At 57.8% G+C, this 21,334-nt stretch carries 18 protein-coding genes; 10 read left to right on the top strand and 8 right to left on the bottom strand.

The genetic code is table 11. The annotated features are described in order from the left end of the window. Nucleotides 1-51 precede the first annotated feature (51 nt). Genes hemG through hemE form a run of 3 tightly spaced genes read right to left on the bottom strand, consistent with a single transcriptional unit; the run spans nt 52 to nt 3,478 of the window. Entirely contained in the window at nt 52-1,482 is a 1,431-nt protein-coding gene (gene hemG / locus YWK_RS0109115) for a protoporphyrinogen oxidase (protein ID WP_026964543.1), read from the bottom strand. Then, nucleotides 1,479-2,423 carry a ferrochelatase gene (hemH, locus tag YWK_RS0109120; RefSeq protein WP_026964544.1) on the bottom strand — a complete coding sequence of 315 codons (945 nt, stop codon included), beginning with the start codon at nt 2,421-2,423 and terminating at the stop codon, nt 1,479-1,481. Before hemH ends, hemG begins: the two co-directional genes overlap by 4 nt. Beyond that, nucleotides 2,420-3,478: a uroporphyrinogen decarboxylase gene (hemE, locus tag YWK_RS0109125; protein WP_026964545.1), complete on the bottom strand. Its 1,059-nt coding sequence runs from the start codon at nt 3,476-3,478 to the stop codon at nt 2,420-2,422. The genes hemH and hemE overlap by 4 nt, the downstream gene beginning before the upstream one ends. 309 nt (nt 3,479-3,787) lie before the next feature. Here hemE and YWK_RS0109130 point away from each other — a divergent pair, with 309 nt between their 5' ends. Then, on the top strand, nt 3,788-4,219 hold the full coding sequence (locus YWK_RS0109130) for a BrxA/BrxB family bacilliredoxin (protein WP_026964546.1): 432 nt from the start codon (nt 3,788-3,790) through the stop codon (nt 4,217-4,219). Nucleotides 4,220-4,418: 199 nt separating this feature from the next. Here the strand turns inward: YWK_RS0109130 and YWK_RS0109135 are convergent, their stop codons facing one another. The 4 genes from YWK_RS0109135 to YWK_RS19170 all read right to left on the bottom strand — a co-directional run bounded on the left by YWK_RS0109135 (nt 4,419) and on the right by YWK_RS19170 (nt 8,685). Next, the gene (locus YWK_RS0109135) at nt 4,419-5,114 is read right to left on the bottom strand and encodes a response regulator (RefSeq protein ID WP_026964547.1); all 696 of its coding nucleotides are present in this window, start codon (nt 5,112-5,114) and stop codon (nt 4,419-4,421) included. Nucleotides 5,115-5,120: 6 nt separating this feature from the next. Continuing rightward, nucleotides 5,121-6,758 (bottom strand): GAF domain-containing sensor histidine kinase, encoded by a 1,638-nt coding sequence (locus YWK_RS19165; protein ID WP_051375409.1) that lies wholly within the window; start codon nt 6,756-6,758, stop codon nt 5,121-5,123. A gap of 108 nt (nt 6,759-6,866) precedes the next feature. After that, nucleotides 6,867-7,934: an S-adenosylmethionine:tRNA ribosyltransferase-isomerase gene (locus tag YWK_RS0109145; protein ID WP_035466553.1), complete on the bottom strand. Its 1,068-nt coding sequence runs from the start codon at nt 7,932-7,934 to the stop codon at nt 6,867-6,869. Nucleotide 7,935: 1 nt separating this feature from the next. Continuing rightward, on the bottom strand, nt 7,936-8,685 hold the full coding sequence (locus YWK_RS19170) for an SDR family NAD(P)-dependent oxidoreductase (RefSeq protein WP_051375410.1): 750 nt from the start codon (nt 8,683-8,685) through the stop codon (nt 7,936-7,938). Between the two features lie 165 nt (nt 8,686-8,850). Between YWK_RS19170 and YWK_RS0109155 the strand changes: the two genes are divergently transcribed. The 7 genes from YWK_RS0109155 (at nt 8,851) to dusB (ending at nt 15,289) form a co-directional block, all read left to right on the top strand. After that, the gene (locus tag YWK_RS0109155; RefSeq protein ID WP_026964549.1) at nt 8,851-9,870 is read left to right on the top strand and encodes an FUSC family protein; all 1,020 of its coding nucleotides are present in this window, start codon (nt 8,851-8,853) and stop codon (nt 9,868-9,870) included. Nucleotides 9,871-9,901: 31 nt separating this feature from the next. Further along, nucleotides 9,902-10,573, top strand: coding sequence for a fumarylacetoacetate hydrolase family protein (locus YWK_RS0109160; protein WP_245578573.1), 672 nt, complete (start codon nt 9,902-9,904; stop codon nt 10,571-10,573). A gap of 17 nt (nt 10,574-10,590) precedes the next feature. After that, on the top strand, nt 10,591-11,277 hold the full coding sequence (locus tag YWK_RS19175; RefSeq protein WP_035466555.1) for a metal-dependent transcriptional regulator: 687 nt from the start codon (nt 10,591-10,593) through the stop codon (nt 11,275-11,277). A 97-nt stretch (nt 11,278-11,374) separates the two neighbouring features. Beyond that, a complete protein-coding gene (locus YWK_RS0109170) occupies nt 11,375-12,256 on the top strand; it encodes a D-alanyl-D-alanine carboxypeptidase family protein (protein ID WP_026964551.1) in 882 nt (293 codons plus the stop codon). A gap of 167 nt (nt 12,257-12,423) precedes the next feature. Further along, complete coding sequence (locus YWK_RS0109175; RefSeq protein ID WP_035466556.1) at nt 12,424-13,779, top strand: amino acid permease; 1,356 nt, start codon at nt 12,424-12,426, stop codon at nt 13,777-13,779. Nucleotides 13,780-13,932: 153 nt separating this feature from the next. After that, nucleotides 13,933-14,157: a TM2 domain-containing protein gene (locus YWK_RS0109180; RefSeq protein WP_026964553.1), complete on the top strand. Its 225-nt coding sequence runs from the start codon at nt 13,933-13,935 to the stop codon at nt 14,155-14,157. A 157-nt stretch (nt 14,158-14,314) separates the two neighbouring features. Then, the gene (gene dusB / locus YWK_RS0109185) at nt 14,315-15,289 is read left to right on the top strand and encodes a tRNA dihydrouridine synthase DusB (RefSeq protein WP_035466557.1); all 975 of its coding nucleotides are present in this window, start codon (nt 14,315-14,317) and stop codon (nt 15,287-15,289) included. A gap of 111 nt (nt 15,290-15,400) precedes the next feature. On the opposite strand, the gene YWK_RS0109190 is transcribed toward dusB, so the two are convergent. Further along, on the bottom strand, nt 15,401-16,627 hold the full coding sequence (locus YWK_RS0109190; RefSeq protein WP_051375411.1) for an MFS transporter: 1,227 nt from the start codon (nt 16,625-16,627) through the stop codon (nt 15,401-15,403). Nucleotides 16,628-16,741: 114 nt separating this feature from the next. Here YWK_RS0109190 and YWK_RS0109195 point away from each other — a divergent pair, with 114 nt between their 5' ends. Beyond that, entirely contained in the window at nt 16,742-18,109 is a 1,368-nt protein-coding gene (locus tag YWK_RS0109195; protein WP_026964556.1) for a metallophosphoesterase family protein, read from the top strand. Beyond that, nucleotides 18,106-21,333, top strand: coding sequence for an AAA family ATPase (locus YWK_RS0109200; protein WP_026964557.1), 3,228 nt, complete (start codon nt 18,106-18,108; stop codon nt 21,331-21,333). The genes YWK_RS0109195 and YWK_RS0109200 overlap by 4 nt, the downstream gene beginning before the upstream one ends. The last annotated feature ends 1 nt before the right edge of the window (nt 21,334 follow it).

Raw genomic sequence — 21,334 nt, forward strand, 5'->3', positions numbered from 1 at the left:
AATGTACAACCTTTATCAAACACGAATCCTTCATAGAGAACCAGGCTGTGTTCAATGTTCAAACCCGACAAACTGCAGCGCGCGTTCGGCAGCAGATTCTCCGTCTGCGATGCAATCGGGAATGCCGACCGCATGGTATCCGGCACCGGCCAAAAAGAGGCCAGGCGCCAAAGTACGCAGCTTCTCCTGAACGTTTTCCACTTTTTCTCGATGGTGTACCAGGTACTGCGGCATCCCCGCGTTCCAGCGCACGACACGGGTGAACCAGGGCTTCGACGTGAGCCCGACAATATCCTCGAGTTCGGCACGCACCATGGCCACCATGTCTTCGTCGCTTTGTTGTAGCGGTTCCTGTTGTCCGGCCCGCCCTACGTAGCAACGCAGAAGCGCTTGACCGGATGGCGCCGTATGTGGCCACTTGCTGGACGTCCAGGTGCAGGCCGTGATCCCGCGACCTTCGGCACGCGGAACGACAAAGCCAGACCCCTCCAGAGAAACGTTGAGGGTGTCTTGATGATATCCCAGGAGCACAGCTGCGGTGGACACGTAGGGAATGTGCCCAAGTGTCTCGGCCTGCGGGCACAGTGGTCTCAACAAGTGGGCGGCCACGGGTGCTTGGGCCGTCATCACAACGGCGTCGGCTGTGAGCGTAAAAGTGCCGTTCGGACGCGTCGCAGTCAACCTGTATTGACCGCCCTCTGTCCGGTGGATGGCAGTCACCGCGGTGTTGATGTGCAGATCAGCCCAGGTGTGCAGTTCGTCATGCAGTCGTTCCACAATGGTTTGCAAGCCGCTCCTCAGTGTGATAAACACGCTTCGACCGTGGTTGGCTGTCAATGTGGGGACCTTCTGTCGTTGTCGGAGAGAGCCTCGAATGAGTGATCCATATTCTTGCTCCAACTGCAGAAACTGCGGGAACGTCGCTTTGAGGCTCAACTCGTCCACGCTACCTGCGTAGATCCCCGCGAGCAGCGGTTCAATGATGTTGTTTACGACTTCGTCGCCGAGACGTCGGCGTAAAAACGGACCCAGTGCAACGTCGGATTCAACAGTGGACTTCGGTATCACCAAGTCCAATAGGGCGCGCGCTTTGCCCGGCAAGGACAGAAGCTTAGTGGTGGCAAAAGGACGAAATTGCATGGGAACGCCCATGTTGGTCCCGGGCGGGATGCTCTCCAGCTTTCCTCGGTGCAGAATGTACGTCTTCATTCCCTTTGGGTTACTGCCCACAATCTCCGACTCAATCCCAAGTTCGCGGATGAGTTCTACACCTGCAGGTTTGCGGGCCAAGATGGAATCCGGACCTTCTTCCATCACAAACCCATTCTCGCGGTGCGTTCTGATTTTGCCGCCGAGGCGGTTGTCTTTTTCCAGGACGGTGCAGGTCAGATTGAGTTTGTCCCGCTTGGCGCGTTTGAGCAGCGCGTACGCGGCGGACAGACCAGTGATGCCACCTCCAACGATGACAACGTGTTTCTTCATACGCGACCTCCTGTGGCTTGCTGCTCGCGCTCGCGTACGACTTCGGCCAGCGCGTGGAGAAATGCCGGATCTGCGTTCAGCGACTTGGTTCGCGTCAGGTGAATGCCGAGATGGCGTGCGACGGCCTGGGCTTCGATGTCGATGTCGTAGAGTACTTCCAGGTGATCCGACACGAAGCCCGCAGCGCAGATGACGATGCTGGTTTGGCCACTTTCGCGAAGCTGGCGCAACTTGTCCAAGATATCGGGACCCAGCCAAGCCTCCTCTGTGCGCCCCGCGCTTTGCCAGGCAAACGTAAAGTTCTGAAGGCCAAGTTTGGCGGCCACGGCTTCACCCGTTTCACGCAGTTGCTGTGGGTAAGGGTCACCCGCGGCGAGGATGCGCTCCGGCAAACTGTGCGCGGAGAAAACGACAGTGACATCATACGGGTGCTCGTAGTGCGAGAGCGCCTCCTGTACCCTGCCTGCGAGCACATCCAGAAATCTCGGCTGCAAATGCCAATCGTTAACGTGCCACAGGACAGGGCCTCCGTGTCGTTCGGCAGCCTCGTCAGCAGCTCGTTGATAGGCCGCAATGCTCAAGGTGGAGTAATGCGGCGCGAGCACCAAAGTGACAGCTTCGCGGATTCCGTCCGCGGCCATTTGTGCGACAGCATCCGCAATAAACGGGGAGGTATGCTTCATCCCGAAGTAGACCTTGCACGGCCGCCCCCCGTCGCGGTTCAACCATTCTTCTATCCCGAGGCCTTGGGCGGTCGTAATTTCGTTTAGAGGCGAGACGCCGCCGATGGCTTGATAGCGAGAAACAAGTTCTTGCAACAACGCTGGGGTTGGCCTACGACCGCGCCGGATATGCGTGTAATACGCCTCGACTTCCTCCAGATTCTTCGGCGTGCCGTACGCCATCACCAAGACGCCGAGTGTGTCCTTCACTTCGCTCACCCTCTTTGTGCGCGAAGCAATTCCGCGCTGTATTCGTGTACAAACGCTGTCAACCGCTGCAGGGTCGCTGTTTCAACCGGCGGGTTGTGGTGCGTCACACCGTGGCCCAGGTTGAAGACGAAGCCGGAGTGTTGAATCCCAGCTTCGACAATCGCTCGAGCGCGCCGCTCAATGACATCCCATGGTGCGAAGAGGAGCACCGGGTCCAGGTTGCCTTGTACGGCGAAGTTCCGGCCGACGCGCCTGCAAGCTTCGGCGAGCGGGATTTTCCAGTCCACACCAATGACGGTGGCCCCCGTTCGTGTGAAGTCGACCAACAGTTCAGCGGTATCCTTTCCGAAGTAAATCATTGGCACGTCCAGATCTGCTAAAGCGCCGAAGATCTTCTGCATGGTGGGGAATACATACGCAAGGTAGTCTTCCTTGGACAGGCTGCCCACCCACGAGTCAAACAACTGCACTGCAGCAGCGCCCGCAGCGACCTGTGCTCTGAGATAGACAATGGTGGCGTCTGCCAGCTTGTCCATGAGTTTTCGCCAGATGTCCGGGGCACTCCACATCAACTGCTTGGTCTTGACGTAGTCTCGCGACGGGCGACCTTCCACCATGTAACTGGCCAGCGTAAACGGAGCGCCCGAAAATCCTATCAATGGCACGTTCAAGTTTTGCTTCAGCAGTTGAATACTTTCCAGCACAAATGGGAGGCTTTCTTCTGGATGAAATACGCGAAGCCTATCCACATCGGCTGCAGTCCGGATGGGATTCTCAATCACGGGGCCCACATGTTCCTTGATCTCAAACGCGAGACCCATGGCACCCACGGGAACCATGATGTCGGAAAAGAGAATGGCGGCGTCAACCCCCAACTGGTCTACCGGCAGTTTCGTGACTTGTACGCAGAGTTCAGGGATCTGGCAAATTTCAATGAGTGAGTATTTCTCTCGGATTTTACGGTACTCCGGTTGATATCTTCCGGCCTGACGCATATACCACACCGGCGTGTGCGTCACCGGCTGTCTGCGGCAGGCGTTGAGGAAGTTGGATGTGATAGGCATGCGGATCCTCTTTTCTCTCGGCGTGACAGAAACGTCCGTAAAGGTTTTCCTGCTTGTCGCGTAGAATACTTCTTATTAAGATACTTCCCCATCGAGCGACGCGAAAACGTCCGTTCGGACTATTTCTACGGGATGATTTGAATACGTTTCTAAAAGTACATTTCAAGTTATACCCGTACATAGATCCCTGATGCAACCGCAGAGGACCCGAAATTGCGGACGTTTCGAAAACTGTCAATGGCGGGGCGGAAGCGATATAATGAATTGTAGGTAATCCAGCGTCTTCAACTCATAAAGGAGGTCTGGCCCATGAGCCTGGAACTCGACTTTTATCAAATGATGGTTCAACCCATGCGCGATGAATTGACCGGCATCGGTTTCCGCGAACTACGTACGCCAGAAGAGGTGGATGAAGTTCTCCAAGATAAGACCGGAACCACACTGGTGGTGGTGAACTCCGTCTGTGGATGCGCGGGTGGTATTGCTCGTCCCGGCGTGGCCATGGCTCTCCAAGGCGATAAGAAGCCGGACAAACTGGTGACGGTCTTCGCAGGTCAGGACAAAGAAGCCACCGCGCGAGCGCGCGAGTACTTCGAGAACAATCCACCATCCTCACCGTCCATGTGGCTGTTCAAAGACGGCAAACTGGTCGATATGTTGCACCGCAGCGACATCGAAGGGACGAGTGCAGAACATGTCGCAGACCGTTTGAAGAAGATGTTTGAAACGTATTGCGCGTAAGCGCGGAGCCCACGGATTTGCGGTAGGGTACACGGTGCATTTTCAGGTAGGAAAACTCCGGTGAGGAGTCCCATGCGTCGAAAGCCGGTATCCCTCTACCTGTGGGACAATGAGAAGGCGGCTGTGTTTGGACAGCCGCCTTTTTGCTCAGCGCATGGCGAAAGCACTGACTTGGCTATGCAGAACTCAACTTGTCGCCTCATTGAAGTTGGATCAAGCCGCGTCGCGATGCGGCAAGCAGGGCCTGGGTGCGGTCATATACACCCAGTTTGCCGAGAATGTGGCTGATGTGCACCTTCACCGTCTTCTCTGCGATGCCCAGCTCGGCGGCGATTTCCTTGTTCGACATGCCTTGTGCGAGCGCTTCCAGCACGTCCTGTTCGCGCTGCGTAAGGGCTTCTTGTCGTCCGGCGGACGACGTGTTTCTCGCGTGGTGAACAGGGGTTCCCGAGGATCCAGACTCGTTCTGAAGGCTCCGAAGTGCGTCGAGAGCGGCTGGGTCCAGTACTGTTCGACCCACCGCAGCCTGTCGGATGGCAGTCAGTAAGTCCTCAGGACTCACGTCTTTCTGAAGATAGCTGATGGCGCCAGCTTGGATGGCTCCCACCATCCGGTCTTTTTCCTGATACGACGTGAGCGCAATGATGTGGATGTCGGGGTGAGACTCGGCAATGCTCCGAATGGCGGCGACGCCATCGTACTTGCCTGGCATGACTAAATCCATCAACATCACGTCAATCGCTTCGCTTTCCGCAAGTTCCACGGCCTCCGCTCCGGTGCCGACTTCCGCCACGATGTCTATGTCGCTCGACAACTGCAGAAAGGCGCGCAGTCCCTCGCGGACCATGGGGTGGTCATCGACAATCGCGATTCGGATGGTGTCCTGTTGGCTCACGACGGTTCACTCCTTCCTCGAGTCTTCGCGGTCCAGTGCGTTTCGGCCGCAACGCAGCGGCAATTCACACACCACTTCGGTGCCTTTCCCGGGTTGACTCAAGAGCCGCAAGGATCCACCGATGTGGTGCATGCGCTCGTACATCGTAGTGGTTCCGAGGCCGTGTGAGACGGTGGTCTCGTCGAAACCCACACCGTCGTCGCGGATGGAGATGGCGAGTCGGTGCGCCTCGTGCAAGATGTGGATGTATGCGTTCTTGGCTTGGGCGTGTTTCAAGGTGTTGTGGAGGGCTTCGTCCACCACCTTGAGCAGCGCCTCACGTTGTTCAAAGCTGAGAGCGATGTCCTCTGCGCCTTCCGCCGTCAGGTGGATCCGGGTTTGTCCATGCAGTTGCAGCGGAGCCACCCGCTCGCGGACGAGCGCGAAAAAACTTCGGTCGTCGGGCGGCCTCAATGTGTGGATGAGGTCTCGCATCTCTTGCTGGCTGTCGGCAATCAGTCGCTCCACTTTGGCTACGGCTTCGGTGACTTCTGACGCTGTGGGCGAGGACTGCAACAACAGCTTTGCAGTCCGCGTCAATAACAGCGCGGAAAACAGCCGCTGACTGACGGCGTCGTGCAGATCTGCAGCCAGTTTCCGGCGCTCCGCCCACTTGGCGTCGTCCAATGACTGTTGGTACAAGCGTGCGTTTTCCAGCGCAGCCGCCAGATGCCAGGCAAAGGCGGACAGCAAGTCTTCGTCCGTCTCGCGGTAGCTGTTTGGACACTGGCTTTCGAGTCGAATGAAGTAGTCGCTGTGCGGAATTTGTCGTACGAGGACACTTCTTGTATTAGAAAGTAGAATTCGCTCGTGTTCAGGCAACAGTGGCGTCTCGTCAAAATTCTTGTACGAGTAGCTGTGTTGTCTTTCCGCATCCAATCGGTGCGCGGCAGCTACGAGGCGAGGTTTGTTCCGTTGGCCATCCGGACTTCCCACAGTGATTCCGCAAGACTCGTACCCCAGATGTTCGACAAAGCGCGTAACGGCAAATTGTAGAATCGCACGCGGTTGCACGAAGCTTACAAGTTCGGCAGCCATCTCCGACATCGCTTTCAACTGTTTGGCGCGGTGGCGTTCATCGGCCAGAATGCCTGCTCTGTCAACCGCCACGGCCACGTTGTGACCAATCGTACTCAGCAACTGAAGTGCAGGTTCTGTAAAGACACTGTGACCCGAAGCGGCGACGTTCAAGATGCCAAGCGGCTTGCCTTTGCTGCGCAGAGGGATACTCGCGTGATAAACCAGTCCCGCCTTATCGCCTGCGGCGTCCCGCAGGCGGCTGCAGCGGACGATGTTGACAGCCTTGTTCAGACGCCCCGCGACAAACTGTTCTTGGCACTCGCACCACCCATCTTTGAGTGCGGCCGCGTCGTTGCAGGCGAGCGCCGGCGGTAGACCACTGGCGCCGACTTCGACGAAGCTGCTGCGGTCTGGGTCGTAGCGGAACGCCCATGCCGTGGATAGCCCCAACACGTTGCTGAGCCGAGGCAGAATGGCTGCCATCGCTTCCGAAACATCGGTCGCTTCATTCAACGCTTCTGCCAAATCTTTGAGGATTTGCAGCCGTTGCGTATCCGTTGTGAGTTGGTTGTCAGAGGATGTCACCCTGCGTCCTTCCTATACTGCGTTTTGAGTAGATAGTATCACAGAAAGTAGAGAGTGTTGCGAGAATTTGCACGTATATGCATTTGGTGTTTGAAGATAACGCCTCATTCACAGAATGAGGCTGACGTCCCCGAACTCATGCCACAGGTAGCCACGCTCGACTGCGTCTTGATAGGCTTTCTGCAAATAAACCGGCCGGGTGAACGCGTACATCATCGCGAGGTGGCTGGTCTGGCTCTCGTGCAAACCCGTGACAATACCTGTCACGACTTTTGGCGGGGTGTCGGGTGTCACCAGATGTGTGGTCCAAGCGGAGGTCGGCGCCACGCAGCCGTCTGTGTCTGCGGCGCTCTCCAACGCGCGTACCACAGTGGTTCCGACGGCAATCACACGTCGCCCTTCCCTCGTCGCCTGATTCACTGCGGCTGCGGTTCCTTCGGGAACCGAATACCACTCAGGCAACACCGGGTACTGACTAAGATCCGTCTCCACTTCATGGCTGGAGACCCCGGTATGCAGCACCAACGAGCGCACTTTGATGCCTTTGAGGGTCAGATTGCGCAGCACGTCATGTGTAAATGGCCGACCCGCGGACGGCATTTCCGCCGAGCCGGGATGGTGGGCGAAGACGGTCTGGTACATGGATGTGTCGTAGTGGCCATCCACGTAGTTGTAGCGAATGGGTGCTCCAACCCTCGCGGCGAGCGCGAACAAGTCGCGGTCACAGGTTACTTCCCACAGCCGGCTGTTTGGGTGAAAGCGCTGCTCGACCACCAGCGTTGCAACCACCTGCTCCGTCAAAGGGTGGAGAATGTCAATGGTTTCGTGGGCGGCAAACGCCTGCCGGTCGGGCCCGCCACCGGCCGTCCGGCGCTCGACGATGTACCGATGTGCATCGAGTTTGGTGGCCAAATGAATGTACAATGTCTGACCTCGGACTCGCGCCTTCAAACGCCCCGGAATAGTAGCTGACGTGTTGACCACGACGACGTCACCGGCTGCGAGGTAGTCCGGCAGCTCGTAAAATCGCGCATGACTGCGTGCTCCGGTGTGCTTGTCGATGACGAGCAGTCGCACCTCGTCGCGTCTCAATCCGCGGTATTCTGGAGGCCGCGATGCAGGGGCAGGCACTTGCGACAGATGTAAATGGAGGTCGAGAGGGCTCGCCGCAGTCATGTCATCGTTCCTCCTTCAGTACTAGGTTTTGACCGCTCACTTGCATGCGAGAACCGCTGGGATACGGGAACTCGGAGCCGTCTAGCAAGGGATGAAACAGGCGTGAGATGACCTTCGCCACGTCGGCTGGATCTGCCAAGCCTTCGTCGCCCGGGCTGGCCGCTTCGTGCATGTCGGTCTGCATGTCGCTCGGATCGACCGAGTAGAACACAACAGGGCCTGCGGGGCGTTCGGCTGCCCAGGTCTTGGTGAGCAAATCAAGGGCAGCTTTGGAACTTCCGTACACGCCCCAACCAGGGTAGCCGCCCACCGCAGCGTCGCTGGACAATGACAGGACGATGGCCTTCTTCTGTCGCTCAAGGTAAGGGCTGGCCTCCTGAATCAACATCATCGGGGCGAACGTATTGACCTCGAACACGTTGCGGAAGTTGGCCGCGGAGGTGTTGCTCAGTTGTGGAAGCGGCAGGTCTCCTAGTGTGGAAGCATTGTTGACGATGCCGTCCAACCTGCCGAAACGTTCGAGGGTCTGCTTCACGAAATGACCGCGAAAGTAGGGGGCTGCCACATCCCCAGTGAATCCGACCACGTTGCCAAGGGGCGCGAGTGATTGCAGTGCCTGCTTGAGCTGCTGTGTCCGCCGGGCGCAAATCGAAACCGATATCCCAAGCTGAAGAAGTTCTTTGGCCAGAGCGTAGCCCAGTCCCATACTGGCCCCCGTGATTGCGATGACAGGTTGCGGTGTTGGCGTCATATTGTTGTCCTCCTCGTCGTCGGCCTGCAGCCGACTGTGTGTGAACACAGCGTACGACGTGAAGGGGGCGCCGGACATCCAGCGCGCGGGTTAGGACGGTACGCCATCAGGATTAAGACTTTCGGCCTTCACAATCCTGTGAGGGAAGCTGGGCATACTCCCGATATGGGACATTCAATATGGAAGTGGTTCATCAACATCAGTCCAATTTGGAAGACGGCGTTGGCGGCAGGCGTGGCGTGGGAAGTCGCGCAGTGGACCGGATCAGAGCGCCCGTACTTCGCCCCGTTGGCCGCGATTTTATGTCTGCAGGTGACGGTGGAAGAGTCCATTTGGCGGGGGTATCAGCGGGTCATTGGGATTGTCGTCGGCGTTTTATTGGCCACAGGTATCGTGCGGTGGATTGGCCTGCACGGCTGGAGCATTGCTCTGATTGTGCTTATCGGCACGGGACTGGCGACCTGGCTCCGCCTTGGCTCGCAGGCGATTCCCCAGGTCGGTGTCAGTGCGATGATGGTCATGACCGTGGGCGGCCACCACTACACGTACTATGCGTACGAGAGGGTAGTAGATACCGTACTCGGTGCTGTCATTGCTGTCTTGGTGAATATGTTTATTGTTCCGCCGGACTATACACCGACCGCAAGAGCCGCTGTGACGCAGGCCGGTGAGCGGCTTGCCAGCCGTTTTCGGGAAATGGGTGAATGGGCCTTGCAAGGTGCAGATTTGTCTGCCGGGGTGAAACTACAGAAGGAGACGCGAGGTTACATTGAAGAATTGCACCGCGCTTCCGACGATGTGCAGAAAGCCATCCGCGCTGTTCGATTCAGTCCATTGGTTGTGCACCGCAGCAACATCCTCATGAAACTGGAGAAAGACCTGTTTCACTTGCGGCAAGGATATGCGCACGCCGCCGGTTTGCTGCGAACGCTGATGGAATGGAAGGAAAGTGGGGCATTGGGAGACGATGCGTTGCGTGGATGGGGGCAGCGGATGATGGACGTGGGTCATGTTGTCTCTGCGTGGTCACAAACCGTGAGCGGATTGGACACCAGGACAGAAGCTGAGACGGCGGATGCAGCGGCAACATCCATGAAGGAAAGCCTCGGGGATATATATGCGTACGAGGCTGCGCTGTGGAACGACCTGCGCCAAGTCATGCACGATTTTCGTGTGATAGAATAGGAGCGAATGGATTCGTGGGGGGAGTAGACTGGTGCAGGGACGCGTGTTTGGGGAAGTGTTTCTATCCGCCGCGAAGGCGCGCGAGGCGGTTCGCAACATCTTTTGCGTAGGACGGAATTACCAAGACCACGCCTTGGAACTGGGCAACGCAGTTCCAGAGGCGCCGTTGATTTTTGGCAAGCCGACACATGCCATTGCAGTGGCGGCTGGAGACCTGGTCCTTCCCGAGGCGAGGGCCAATATTCATCATGAACTGGAGATTGTCTTATATATGCAGGACCGTCATCGTCCAGGCCGCGCTTACACGGAGAGTGTAGGTGGGATAGCGCTCGGCTTGGACTTGACGGACCGGGATGCGCAGAATCGGCTGAAGGCCGCTGGGCAGCCGTGGGAATTCGCGAAGGGATTCCGGAACTCCGCGGTGCTCACCGATTTCCGCAGGGTAAAAGACTGGGACTTGTTGGTGGAAACGCCGTTTACTCTTGAGAAAAATGGGACTATCGTCCAAAAAGGCGTTGCTCGCGACATGTTGTTTTCGTGGCAGGCGCTGCTGGACTACATTGCGACACACTTTGACTTGGCAGCGGGTGACATTGTGTATACCGGGACACCCGCTGGGGTTGGTCCGCTGGACCACGACGACCATGTAACCCTCGCTTTCGCGGGAGAGCCGTGGGGACACTGTCGGGTCCTGCGAGGATAAGAGAGGAGGACGCAGTGGTGCCACGCACACACGGACTGGAACAGTACCTCGAGGCCATCTACGTACTAGACACGGAAGGTGAGACGGTGCTGGCCTCCGTACTGGCTGATTACTTACATGTTGCGCGGCCGACCGTGACACAGACCGTGCAGCGAATGACGGCAGCAGGATACGTCACATCGGGCGAAGGGCGTGAAATCGTGCTGACGCCGGAGGGTCGCAAGAAAGCGGAGGTGATTGTCCGGCGCCACCGGCTCTTGGAGCGCTGGCTGAGCGATGAACTCGGGCTGGACTGGGCGGACGCCCACGTGGAGGCGGGGCGCTTGGAACACGCCGTGTCGCCGCTGGTGGAAGAGAGGTTGTACGAGAAACTCGGGCACCCGACCACATGCCCCCACGGCAACGTGATTCCTGGGTCAGGCGCACGCCAAACCAAGGGCACTCCATTAACGGACATTGCGGCACCGGCCACGGTCAAGGTCATCCGCATTTACGAGCAGGCGGAGGAAGACCTTGATCTATTGCGCTTTCTCCACACGGCCGGCATCGTACCGGGAGCCATTTTGGACGTGCCCGATGGGCGGAGCCCGTATGAGGTGGGTGTACCCATTCGCGTCGGAGACCAGTCGTACGCATTAGACGAGCAGGTGGCGCGTCGAATTCTCGTGGCGCCTGAAAACCCGGCGCCGTCAGAGGAGACGTAAGCGCAGTCGGTCACCAAAGCGCAGAATGTCGAACATCCGGCATAAAACCGAAAACCTTCGCTCATTTTATAGGGGAAGCGAGCGAAGGAGTGTTCGGATGAACGGGCTACGTGAACGAATTCGAAGACACAAATGCAAACGGTTGACGTCCAAATTCGCGACATTCGCGTTGACAATCCTCTTTGGCATGGCTGCGTGCTTGGTTCAAGGATCAAGTGTTGACGCTGCGGAGCGGGTTTTCATCAACGCGAAGTCGGCGATTGTCATGGACGCGGATTCAGGAAAAGTAATGTACAGCAAGAACGTGGATACTCCGATGTATCCAGCCAGTACCACCAAACTGATGACCGCCATCTTGTTAGTGACCCACTTACAACCGACAGATCCCGTGTACGTCAGCGCCACGGCCACGAGCCAGCCCCGAGTCCGTCTCGGCTTGAAGCCGGATACCACCATCACAGCCGAAGACGCGCTGCACGCCATTCTGCTGAAGAGCGCGAACGACGTCGCTTACGCCGTAGCTGAGACGGTGGGCGGCTCTCAAGAAGGATTTGCGCGGATGATGAACCTCAAGGCGCGACTGATTGGCTGCACGCACACCAACTTCATTACCCCCAACGGCTTGCATGACGACGACCACATGTCCACTGCGCGCGATATCGCGCTGATTCTCAAAGAAGCCATCAAATATCCGCGCATTGTGGCTGCGATGCAGACCAAGGATTACACGGTGGCGTCCAAGAAGATTCGCAACGGAAACCGACTCATGTACCTGGAAAACACCACTTTCGGAGACGTCATTGGGGGAAAGACCGGGTATACCTCCAAAGCCATGTATTGTCTGGCGTTTGCTGCGAAGCAAGGAGACCATGTTCGCATTTCGGTGGTTCTCGGCGCGCCGCGCAAGAGCCACATGTACCGGGAAACACGGCGGCTCCTGGAGTTTGCTGAGAAAGGTCGGTCGGTGAAACTGGTCTGAGCGAGACGGCCCCATTGTCAACTCGCCTCCGCATGTGATATGTATTAACAAACGCTATTGAAAGCGTCGCGGAAATCCGGGATGCAGTAGTGTCCGGCGTAAAGTCTGCACGGACCACGTTTCGCGACGCGAGTTGAGCTGAGCGCATCGGGAGAAGGAGAGTTAGCATGAGTACAGGTCAGGAAGAGCAGAGTTTACAAAGGAGTCTCAAGGCGCGCCACATTATGATGATGGCCCTCGGCGGCGTCATCGGCGCGGGGTTGTTCCGGGGATCAGCGGACACCATCAGTGAGGCTGGACCCTCGGTGATTTTGGCATATCTGGTCGGCGGACTGATTCTCTTATTTGTTATGCAGGGACTGGCGGACATGACCGTGAAACACCCGGCGGCCAGGACATTTCGCGATTTGATTGAAACCGCCCTCGGGCGCTTCCCAGCCCACGTGGCAGCCTGGATGTACTGGCTGGATTGGGTGCTCGTGATGGCGGTGGAGACGTTTACTGCAGCTGCTCTGCTGCAGCGCTGGTTTCCTGGTGTTCCTCTGTGGTGCCTGTCCCTGATTGTTTCGGTTGCCATCACCTTGGTCAATCTATACCAGGTTGGCGTGTACGGCGAGACAGAGTATTGGCTGGCGGGCATCAAGATTGCCGTTTTGATTTTATTTATCTTCCTCGGCGGCGCCCTGTTGTTCACGGGATTCAACCACCACCCCGCCGTTGGGTTTTCAAACGTCCTGAGCCACGGGGGACTGTTCCCGAAGGGGATTGCCGGATGGTTTTCGGCGATGGTCGTGGTCATGTTTTCATTTGGCGGCACAGAGATGGTCGGCATGGCCATTGGCGAGACGGAACACCCTGAGCGCGTCATTCCGCGGGCCGCGCGCGGTGTGATCTTCCGTATCTTGTTGTTTTACGTGCTGCCTTTGTTCGTCATCATCAGCCTGGTGCCGTGGAATCAGGTGAGTGCGGTAGGCAGTCCGTTTGTGACCGTCTTCGAGGCGATTGGCGTACCCGCTGTGCCGGATATCATGAACTTCGTCATACTGACAGCAGTACTGTCTACGGCCAATTCCGGGATGTTTGCAGCGTCTCGCGTGCTGTACTCCCAAGCGCTGGAAGGCCAGGCGCCGCGGTGGTTCGCACGCCTGTCCAAGCGAGGGGTCCCCGTACGCGCCCTCCTCGTGAGCACATCGTTTCTCTACGTGGGTGTCATTGTCGCTATCTTCGCCGGCGCTGACACGTTCAACTATCTTATGGTCATCCCAGGGTATTCTGTCGTACTGGTGTGGATGATGTTGGCGCTCGCTCACATTCGAAGCCGGGCGCGGGATGCTGAGCGTGGGTTTCCGTTCGGTTCTCTCGTTGCGCTGCTGGCTTTGGCAGTCATTTTCGTCGGCATTGTTGCGACCTCGCCGTTGTATGGAACGTTGCTGACCGCCGGCGCGGTAATCATCGTCTGTGTACTGTACGTGTTCACGAGCGGTGCATCCAATGGAAACACATCCTCATCAAAATTGATGTAAGCTGCTCACAAAGGCCTCCGTGTGCATCTCGCGCGGAGGCCTTTGTGGTTTGGTCTACATTCAGACAGGCTCTCCCAGCATATGGTAAGTTGAAGGCGCTGATCCATTGAAGTCCAGATCCGTTGGGCATGTCGCGCTGGTGGGGGAGTGAGTATGGGAAAATCGGTGGCACTTGCTTATGTACTCTGGTTCTTTCTCGGCTACTTGGGCATTCATCGAATGTACTGTGGCAAGGTTCCCAGCGGTGTCGCCATGTTGGCGTGCACTGTGATTGGGGGGCTCACGTTCCCAATTGTCATCGGGCACCTCTTGCTGTTCATCGTCGGCGTGTGGTGGCTCGTCGACCTTTTCCTTACCGCAGGTATGGCCATGCACTAATCCTGCATATCGGGGATGACGACGCTGCTTTGGAAATGAAAATGGTTTGCACAGGCACTCCCGATTCTGGTACCTTATGTGAGTGACGTTTTGCAAAACACAGGAATGGTGCGGTGTTCAAAACGGCGTTCACATGAATGACGGAGGAGGGGATTGCATGCAAATCGGCAACGTCGTGATTGACAATCCCGTGATCCTGGCGCCTATGGCTGGCGTGTGCAACCCACCGTTTCGGAAGATTGCCAAACACCTCGGCGCGGGCATGGTCTGCGCGGAGATGGTCAGTGATAAAGCGCTGGTGAACGGGAGCAAAAAGAGCCAGCATATGTTAACGATACTCCCCGACGAGCATCCTGTGAGTTTGCAGCTTGTCGGCTACGATAAGGAATCCATGGTGATGGCCGCCGAGATGGTCGGCGAGACCAATGCGGACATTATCGATATCAATATGGGCTGTCCGGTCTTGAAAATCTACAAGAACGGTTCCGGAGCAGCACTCGCACGCGATCCAAAATATGCTGCGGAGATTGTCCGCGCGGTCGTCAAACGGGTCAATAAACCTGTCACTGTCAAGTTCCGCAAAGGTTGGGACGACAATCACGTCAACGCTGTGGAAGTGGCCAAGGCGGTGGAAGATGCGGGCGCCCAGGCGGTGGCCGTGCATGGTCGGACGGCGAAGCAAATGTACAGCGGGCGCGCCGACTGGTCTATTATTCGCCAAGTCAAAGAGGCGGTGAGCATTCCCGTCATCGGGAACGGCGACGTGGCGGAGCCGGAAGACGCGCTGCGACTGCTGAATGAGACTGGGTGCGACGGCGTCATGGTAGGCCGTGCGGCACTCGGCAATCCATGGATTTTCCGCGAAATCACTCACTTCCTGAAAACCGGTCAACGGCTTCCACGGCCGAGTTTTGAAGAGCGCATCGAGGTGGCTATCAAGCACCTGCGCCTGTTGGTCGAGGATAAAGGGGAAGTTATCGGTGTTCGCGAGATGCGGAAGCACGCGGCGTGGTACATCAAGGGCATGCCAGGAGCCGCTCAGCTTCGAGAGGAGATCAACAAGCAAACCACACAGGACGGCATGGAGGAACTACTCCGTGGGTACCTCGAGAGCTTGCTGGTCGCAGTGTAAGTTTGCCGTCGCCATACAAGTGAACTGCGCACAACGCAGTTGCGAAGATTCAAAATCCAAACGACCTGCCACCCGTTGGCAGGTCGTTTGGTTATGTGAGGCTTCAGAACTTTACCCGATGTTTTCGCCTTTCGTCTCGCGTCCAAATCCGGATACCACGAGGAATCCCATGATGAGTACAACGAAGAAGACGGTGAAAATGGTGCCGAACCCAACATGCGCCTCTATCAACGCACCGACCATCCACGGTGCTAGGATGGAGCCAATGCGTCCAAATCCTGCCGCCCATCCAATGCCAGACGCGCGGGCGTGTGTGGGAAATTGCTCGACAGTAAAAATGTACGTGCAAGCCCACGCACCGAGCATAAAGAAGTTCAGCAACAGGCCAAACGCGAGTACCCACGCAGTCCCGTATGCGAAGCCCAAGCCCAGCGTTGAGACCGCAGCGAGGAACATGAACGGAACCAGGGTGCGTTTGCGTCCCCACTTCTCCACGAGCCAAGCCGCTGCGAGATAACCCGGAATTTGAGCAATGTCCATAATCAGTACGTAGCTCAGGCTGTTGACGACCGAGTACCCTTTTTGGGCGAGGATGGAAGGTAGCCACAGAGCCACGCCGTAAAACGCAAAGTTCATGGCAAACCACAGCAGCCACGTGACAACCGTTCCCCGAATCACGCCTGGTTGCCACAGGGTGGAAAACGTCTTCGCAATGGACTGCCTCGTCAACGCCTGAAACTTCGGCGACTCCGGCAGTTGTCGCCGCAGCACGAGGACGTACAGTGCGGGCAGCGCTCCAATCAAGAAAACCATGCGCCAACCGATGGATGGAATCACCAACCGCGAGATGATGGCCGCGGCCAGGGAGCCAAACGCGTAGAACATTTCGAGCAGGACGACGCGGCGGCCACGCTCCGAATCTTCCGAGGACTCCAGAACATACGTCGTGGCAATCGGCAGTTCGCCGCCAAGGCCAAATCCAACCAAGAACCGCAGGACCATGAAAATGCCGATGCCCCAGGCAAACGCCGTCAAGCCGGTGGCAACGCTGTAAATGAGCAGCGTCCACATGAACATCGTTTTTCGCCCGAATCGGTCCGCAAGCAACCCTGCCAAAGCGGATCCGACCGCCATGCCGAGAAATCCAAGACTGCCGAGCAGCCCCGCAACGCTTTGATGCAGGTGCCATTGCTTTGACAGCACAACCAGAACAAATGAGAACAGCCCAACGTCCATCGAGTCAAACAAGAGCCCAACACCAGATACCATCAACAGGCGCGTTTTCGAGACCGATTTGGACGGTGGCCGTATCTCCAGCGACGCCTCGTGCGTGGACATGGCAACGTGTCACTCCTTCCAAGATTCGTGACGATGCTAGGTGCTATATCTATCGACATATGCCTACGCGCGACAATGTGTGCGAGAGGATCCGTGCTGCGTATGTGGATGGGGATGGAAATTGAATCCGAGGCGAGGATGGGCTACAGTGTAGGGATGAAAGGACAGTTCGGAGGGGTTATCGTGCTGCGTCCGTTTCGATTTTTACATACAGCGGACATTCATCTCGGTACACCGTTTGTCGGGGCCAACCAGCGCGTGTCGGAGGCGTGGTTGGAGCGGTTGAAAGACGCGTCGTACCGCGTGTTTGAACGCATTGTCCGGGCGGCGCTGGACCACGACGTGCAGTTTGTCACCATCGCTGGGGACTTGTTTGACTCCGCGTCCGTTCCGATGAGTGTCTTCTTTGAACTGCGGCGTGGTTTTGAGACCTTGCAGCGCGCCGGAATCAAAGTTTTTCTGTGTCACGGCAATCACGATCCGCTCGATGCCACGCACCCGTTCACTTGGCCAGACAACGTGGTGACCTTTCCTCCAATTCCTGCATCGTTGTCGGATGATGATGTCGTGGCCTCCCATGTATTTGAAACGGCAGGACAAACTCGAGTCCAGGTCAGCGGATTCAGCTATCGCAGCCCGCAACTGTTTGCCTCGTTGGCCGCACAGTTTGTGCGCCGACCGGATGTGGACTACGCGATTGGACTGTACCACGGCGTGGTCGGATCCGCATCCGGACATGCCAACTACGCGGCCACGTCCCTTGCAGAGTTGGAGAAACGGAATTTCGACTTTTGGGGACTTGGCCACATTCATCAGGCGGGCGTGTTAAAGCCGCAAAACCCGGTTGTCTTGTACCCGGGAAATCCTCAAGGACGACACATCAAGGAGAGCGGTGCTCACGGCGTGTACCTCGTCGACGTCCTGGAGGACGGCCGGACGAAGCTGCAGTTTGTGCCCACCGATACCGTTCGTTTTGCCACCGTGAAGCTGGCATTGGATGATATCGAAGATCTTGCCGAGGTGCGAGAACAGCTTCGCGACGAGATTGCACACGTCATGCAACGGAACGCACAGCACGGTGGAGGTGTGGTCCTTCGCATTCAGTTGTCGGGACGGACGCGTCTGCACAACGTACTGTCCGGTCAAGAGGTGGACATGGCCGAAGCGCTCCAAGCGGATCTGGAACATCTCCAGTGGCCTGTCTGCATTGAACGAGTCGACGTGGAAACGGAACCTCCGCTGGATCGCGCGGCGTTAGCACACAGTCGGACCTTTGTGGGTGAAGTCCTGCGGCTGTGCGACGACTATCGACAGGACGCCGAGGCTACCCGTTCGGCATTGCGGCGGTTGTTGCAAGATCTCTTTCACCCTGGCACAGGCCTTTCCGTTGACAACTGGTCCGACGAAGACGTGCTCCAATTGCTCCGCGATGCTGAGATGAAAATTCTCTCGCAGGTGGAAAAGGCGGTCGATGCCACATGATGTTTCACTCACTGTCTTTGTACGGAGTTGGCCGCCACAACGGAACGGTCCTAGACGACCTCGGGCCGGGACTGACCGTCGTGTACGGCGCGAATGAATCGGGCAAGAGCACGGTTCTCGCCGGAATTCGCGGCATCCTGTTCGGGCGCCTGACGATGGCGGAACGCGCCATCCACCCAGGACGCGGTGCCTCGGGCAGCCTGGTGGTCTCGAATGCGGATGGAACGATGTACCATCTGGAACGGGCGTTGAGCCGCAAGAGTCCGCTAAAAATCACGTCTGACACTGGGATTGTTGGGGCCGGTCAGGATGTGCTGAAGGAGCACTTCCCGGAGTTGTCTGAAGTGGAAGATGCGGTGTACAGAACCGTGTTTAGTTTTCAATTGGCAGAACTGACCGACCTTCAGCGGTCGGACGCCGTGCTTGCCAGACGAATGTTTTCGCTGGGCGCGACGGGTGGGGTGTCGCCGGTAGAGTTGGAAGCTTTTCTCGGTCAGGCTGCGAAGAGCCTATTTAACCCGGACAGGCGCGCACGCAACGCCCGACTGAACCAATGTCTTTCAGAACTCGAAGCGGTGAAACGGGCCTGGTTAGACAAACGCGACGGTGTGGAATCGTATGAGCGGCTGCAAGCGCAGGTGGAGAAGCTGCGGCGAGAGCGGCTACGGGCGGAGGAGCAGTGGCACGAAACGCTGCAGGCCAAGCAACGTGTACAAAAGAGACTGGAGGCACTCCCTCTGCATCAGGCGCTGGTCCAACGGATGGAAGCGCTCCGCCAGGTGACGCCTCACACGCCGGTGACGGAAGAGGCGGTCTCCGCACTCGCTGTGTGCAAAGAGCGAATCGCGGGCGCACAACAGCGCGTCGAAGCCCTGGTGAAACAACAGGCAGAGTTGGAAAAGCGCGTGGCCGAAATGCCTGCCGTGCACCTGGATGCCGAAGATGTGGTGCGCGTACACCAGCTGGTGATGCAGTCTTCCGGCGTGTTGCAACAGGAACAAGCCTTGGCCGAGAAAATGGACGAATTGCGTGAAACGGAGCGACAGCGCGTCGAACTGCGCAAGCACATGTCACCGCTGTGGACGGACGAGGCGCTGGAAGGCGCAGAGACCGGTTCCGAAGCCGTGGCATCTGTCCAACATTGGCATGGGCAATGGGAGCACTGGGAGCGCGCGGTCGACGCGCTCGAACGGCAACTGGCTGCCCAGGACCGACTCCATCGCGAACAACTGCAGGCGTACGAGGCAGCTTGCCGCGAGCGTCTCGGCACGGTGCCTTCCGTTCAGCAACTGCGTGCAGAGGAGGCAGCGGTGTCACACGTTCTGGAGCGGTTGGCCGAGGATGAATGGGTGTGGTCTGACGGGGAACGCGAAGTAGAGCAGCTGCGGCGGATGGATGCAGAATGGGTCGTCCTGCAAGACGAGATGCGACCCGCGCAAGCGGGGGCATCCATACCGCTGGCAGGGGTGTTTACCGCGGCCGCAGCTGTGATGGCGATGATAGGGGCGACGCCGACGTGGCTCGCGACCCATTCATTCCTCGACGTCGGTGTGTCTGTGGTCGGCATCGGGGCGTTGGTGTTCGGCTTGTGGTGGACGGTACGGCGCCGCGTGAAAGCCAGTGACGATTCGTCGTCAGCGCACACCCGACAACTGCGCGCACAACGAGAGGCCGTTCGTCGGGCGTTGACAGACCGGATGAACCAATTGCGCTCGTTTACGCAGGAGGAGAAAACACGCCTGAAACCCGAAGAGGTGCGGAGTACGCTGCGGGACAAACGACGTGTGTACGAGGCCGACAAAGAAAGGTTTGCCGAACTGGTGGCGCTCGGTCTACGAGCGCAGGAAACGAAGGCCGAGCGTGAGCGACAGGCGAGAGAGCTCGCTGACGCCAGAGCACAGCAGGCGCAAGTGCGCGAGGCGTGGGCACAGTGGCTTCGCCGTTACGGGCTGGAACAGTCTGAACAAACACCGGCGAGTTTTCACATGGAATTGGAACGGGTCCGCCAGTACAAAGCACTCACGTCGCGACTGCGTGAGCAACGCCAAGTGGTGGAAACCTTGCAGCGGCAGGTGGAATCGTTTTGCCGCGAAGCGGAGCACGTCCTGTCGCGCGGGATGGAATCAGTGCTGCAGGGAGAAGTGGCAGTGACCGTGGAATCGGGCTCCGCAGACTGGATACCGCCTGCGGTTTCGGTACTGTGCGAGCGTCTGCGCCGTGCAGAAGCCGCGATTGCGGACGTAGAACGACGGAATGCAGAGCGACAACGCATGGCTGACCGCCTGAAGCAGGTGCGCGAGGCATTGACTGTGGCCGAGCGCGAGCTGCGGGAAAGAACGGACGAAAAGTCGAAGTGGTACAAGGACTTCGGCGTCGCAACGGACGAACAGTACGCCGCTTTGTTGGATACACACGCGAAGGTGAAACGGCAGGAGGACGAAGTGCGGGAGTTGCAGTACCAGCTGTACGGCATGTTCGGCAGCCAGGCAGCGTATGAAGCGGAAGTTTCGGGTCTCAATGAGGCCACACGCGATGGATTGGAACAGGAACTGGAGGCATGTGAAGCGGCTGTGCGGGAGGCCAAGCAGCAGTTCGACACCGTGACGCGGACGCTCAACCAGTTGGAACAAACACTGGCCACTTGGGAGGACGGCCCATCTGCGTTGGACCTGTACTGGAGAGTCCATCAGTTGGAAGATGAGAAACGAGCACTGGCGCGCGAGTACGCCGTGCACCTTCTCGCCCTGCACCTCGTGAAGGAGGCACGGCACCGCTTTGAACAGGCGCACCGGCCGAAGGTGCTGGAACTTGCAAGCCGCTGGTTTGCCACCATGACCCACGGGAAGTACGTCCAACTGAACGTGCACACCGGGGAACGGGGTGCGACGGATTTGACAGCGGTAGATGCGCAGGGCCGCGCATGGCCCGTGTTGGAACTGTCGCGCGGCACACAGGAACAAGTGTATCTCGCGCTACGCCTGGCTGTCGTAGGCGAATACGCGGAGCAGGGTGTGGTGTTGCCTGTCATACTGGATGATCCCCTCGTCAACTTTGACCCGCACCGCCTATCCGCCGCGCTCTCTACGCTGCGCGACTTTGCAGAGCACCTGCAGGTGGTGTACTTGACTTGCCACCGCGACGTGCTGGCGTTTGCAGAGGCAGATCCCTGTGTGCAACTGCGCTATCTCGACGACAATGACCGTGTGAGTTCTGGGAGGGTATGAC

Origin of the sequence: Alicyclobacillus pomorum DSM 14955, from assembly GCF_000472905.1 — a bacterium.
GTDB lineage: Bacteria > Bacillota > Bacilli > Alicyclobacillales > Alicyclobacillaceae > Alicyclobacillus_A > Alicyclobacillus_A pomorum.

Excerpts from the sequence above, each read along its gene's own strand:
- dusB (WP_035466557.1), top strand. The coding sequence starts at position 14,315 with ATGCAAATCGGCAACGTCGTGATTGACAATCCCGTGATCCTGGCGCCT.
- YWK_RS0109130 (WP_026964546.1), top strand. The coding sequence starts at position 3,788 with ATGAGCCTGGAACTCGACTTTTATCAAATGATGGTTCAACCCATGCGC.
- YWK_RS0109155 (WP_026964549.1), top strand. The coding sequence starts at position 8,851 with ATGGGACATTCAATATGGAAGTGGTTCATCAACATCAGTCCAATTTGG.
- YWK_RS0109170 (WP_026964551.1), top strand. The coding sequence starts at position 11,375 with ATGAACGGGCTACGTGAACGAATTCGAAGACACAAATGCAAACGGTTG.
- YWK_RS0109190 (WP_051375411.1), bottom strand. The coding sequence starts at position 16,627 with ATGTCCACGCACGAGGCGTCGCTGGAGATACGGCCACCGTCCAAATCG.
- YWK_RS0109145 (WP_035466553.1), bottom strand. The coding sequence starts at position 7,934 with ATGACTGCGGCGAGCCCTCTCGACCTCCATTTACATCTGTCGCAAGTG.
- hemE (WP_026964545.1), bottom strand. The coding sequence starts at position 3,478 with ATGCCTATCACATCCAACTTCCTCAACGCCTGCCGCAGACAGCCGGTG.
- hemG (WP_026964543.1), bottom strand. The coding sequence starts at position 1,482 with ATGAAGAAACACGTTGTCATCGTTGGAGGTGGCATCACTGGTCTGTCC.
- YWK_RS19170 (WP_051375410.1), bottom strand. The coding sequence starts at position 8,685 with ATGACGCCAACACCGCAACCTGTCATCGCAATCACGGGGGCCAGTATG.
- YWK_RS0109180 (WP_026964553.1), top strand. The coding sequence starts at position 13,933 with ATGGGAAAATCGGTGGCACTTGCTTATGTACTCTGGTTCTTTCTCGGC.
- YWK_RS0109175 (WP_035466556.1), top strand. The coding sequence starts at position 12,424 with ATGAGTACAGGTCAGGAAGAGCAGAGTTTACAAAGGAGTCTCAAGGCG.
- YWK_RS0109200 (WP_026964557.1), top strand. The coding sequence starts at position 18,106 with ATGATGTTTCACTCACTGTCTTTGTACGGAGTTGGCCGCCACAACGGA.
- YWK_RS0109195 (WP_026964556.1), top strand. The coding sequence starts at position 16,742 with ATGGAAATTGAATCCGAGGCGAGGATGGGCTACAGTGTAGGGATGAAA.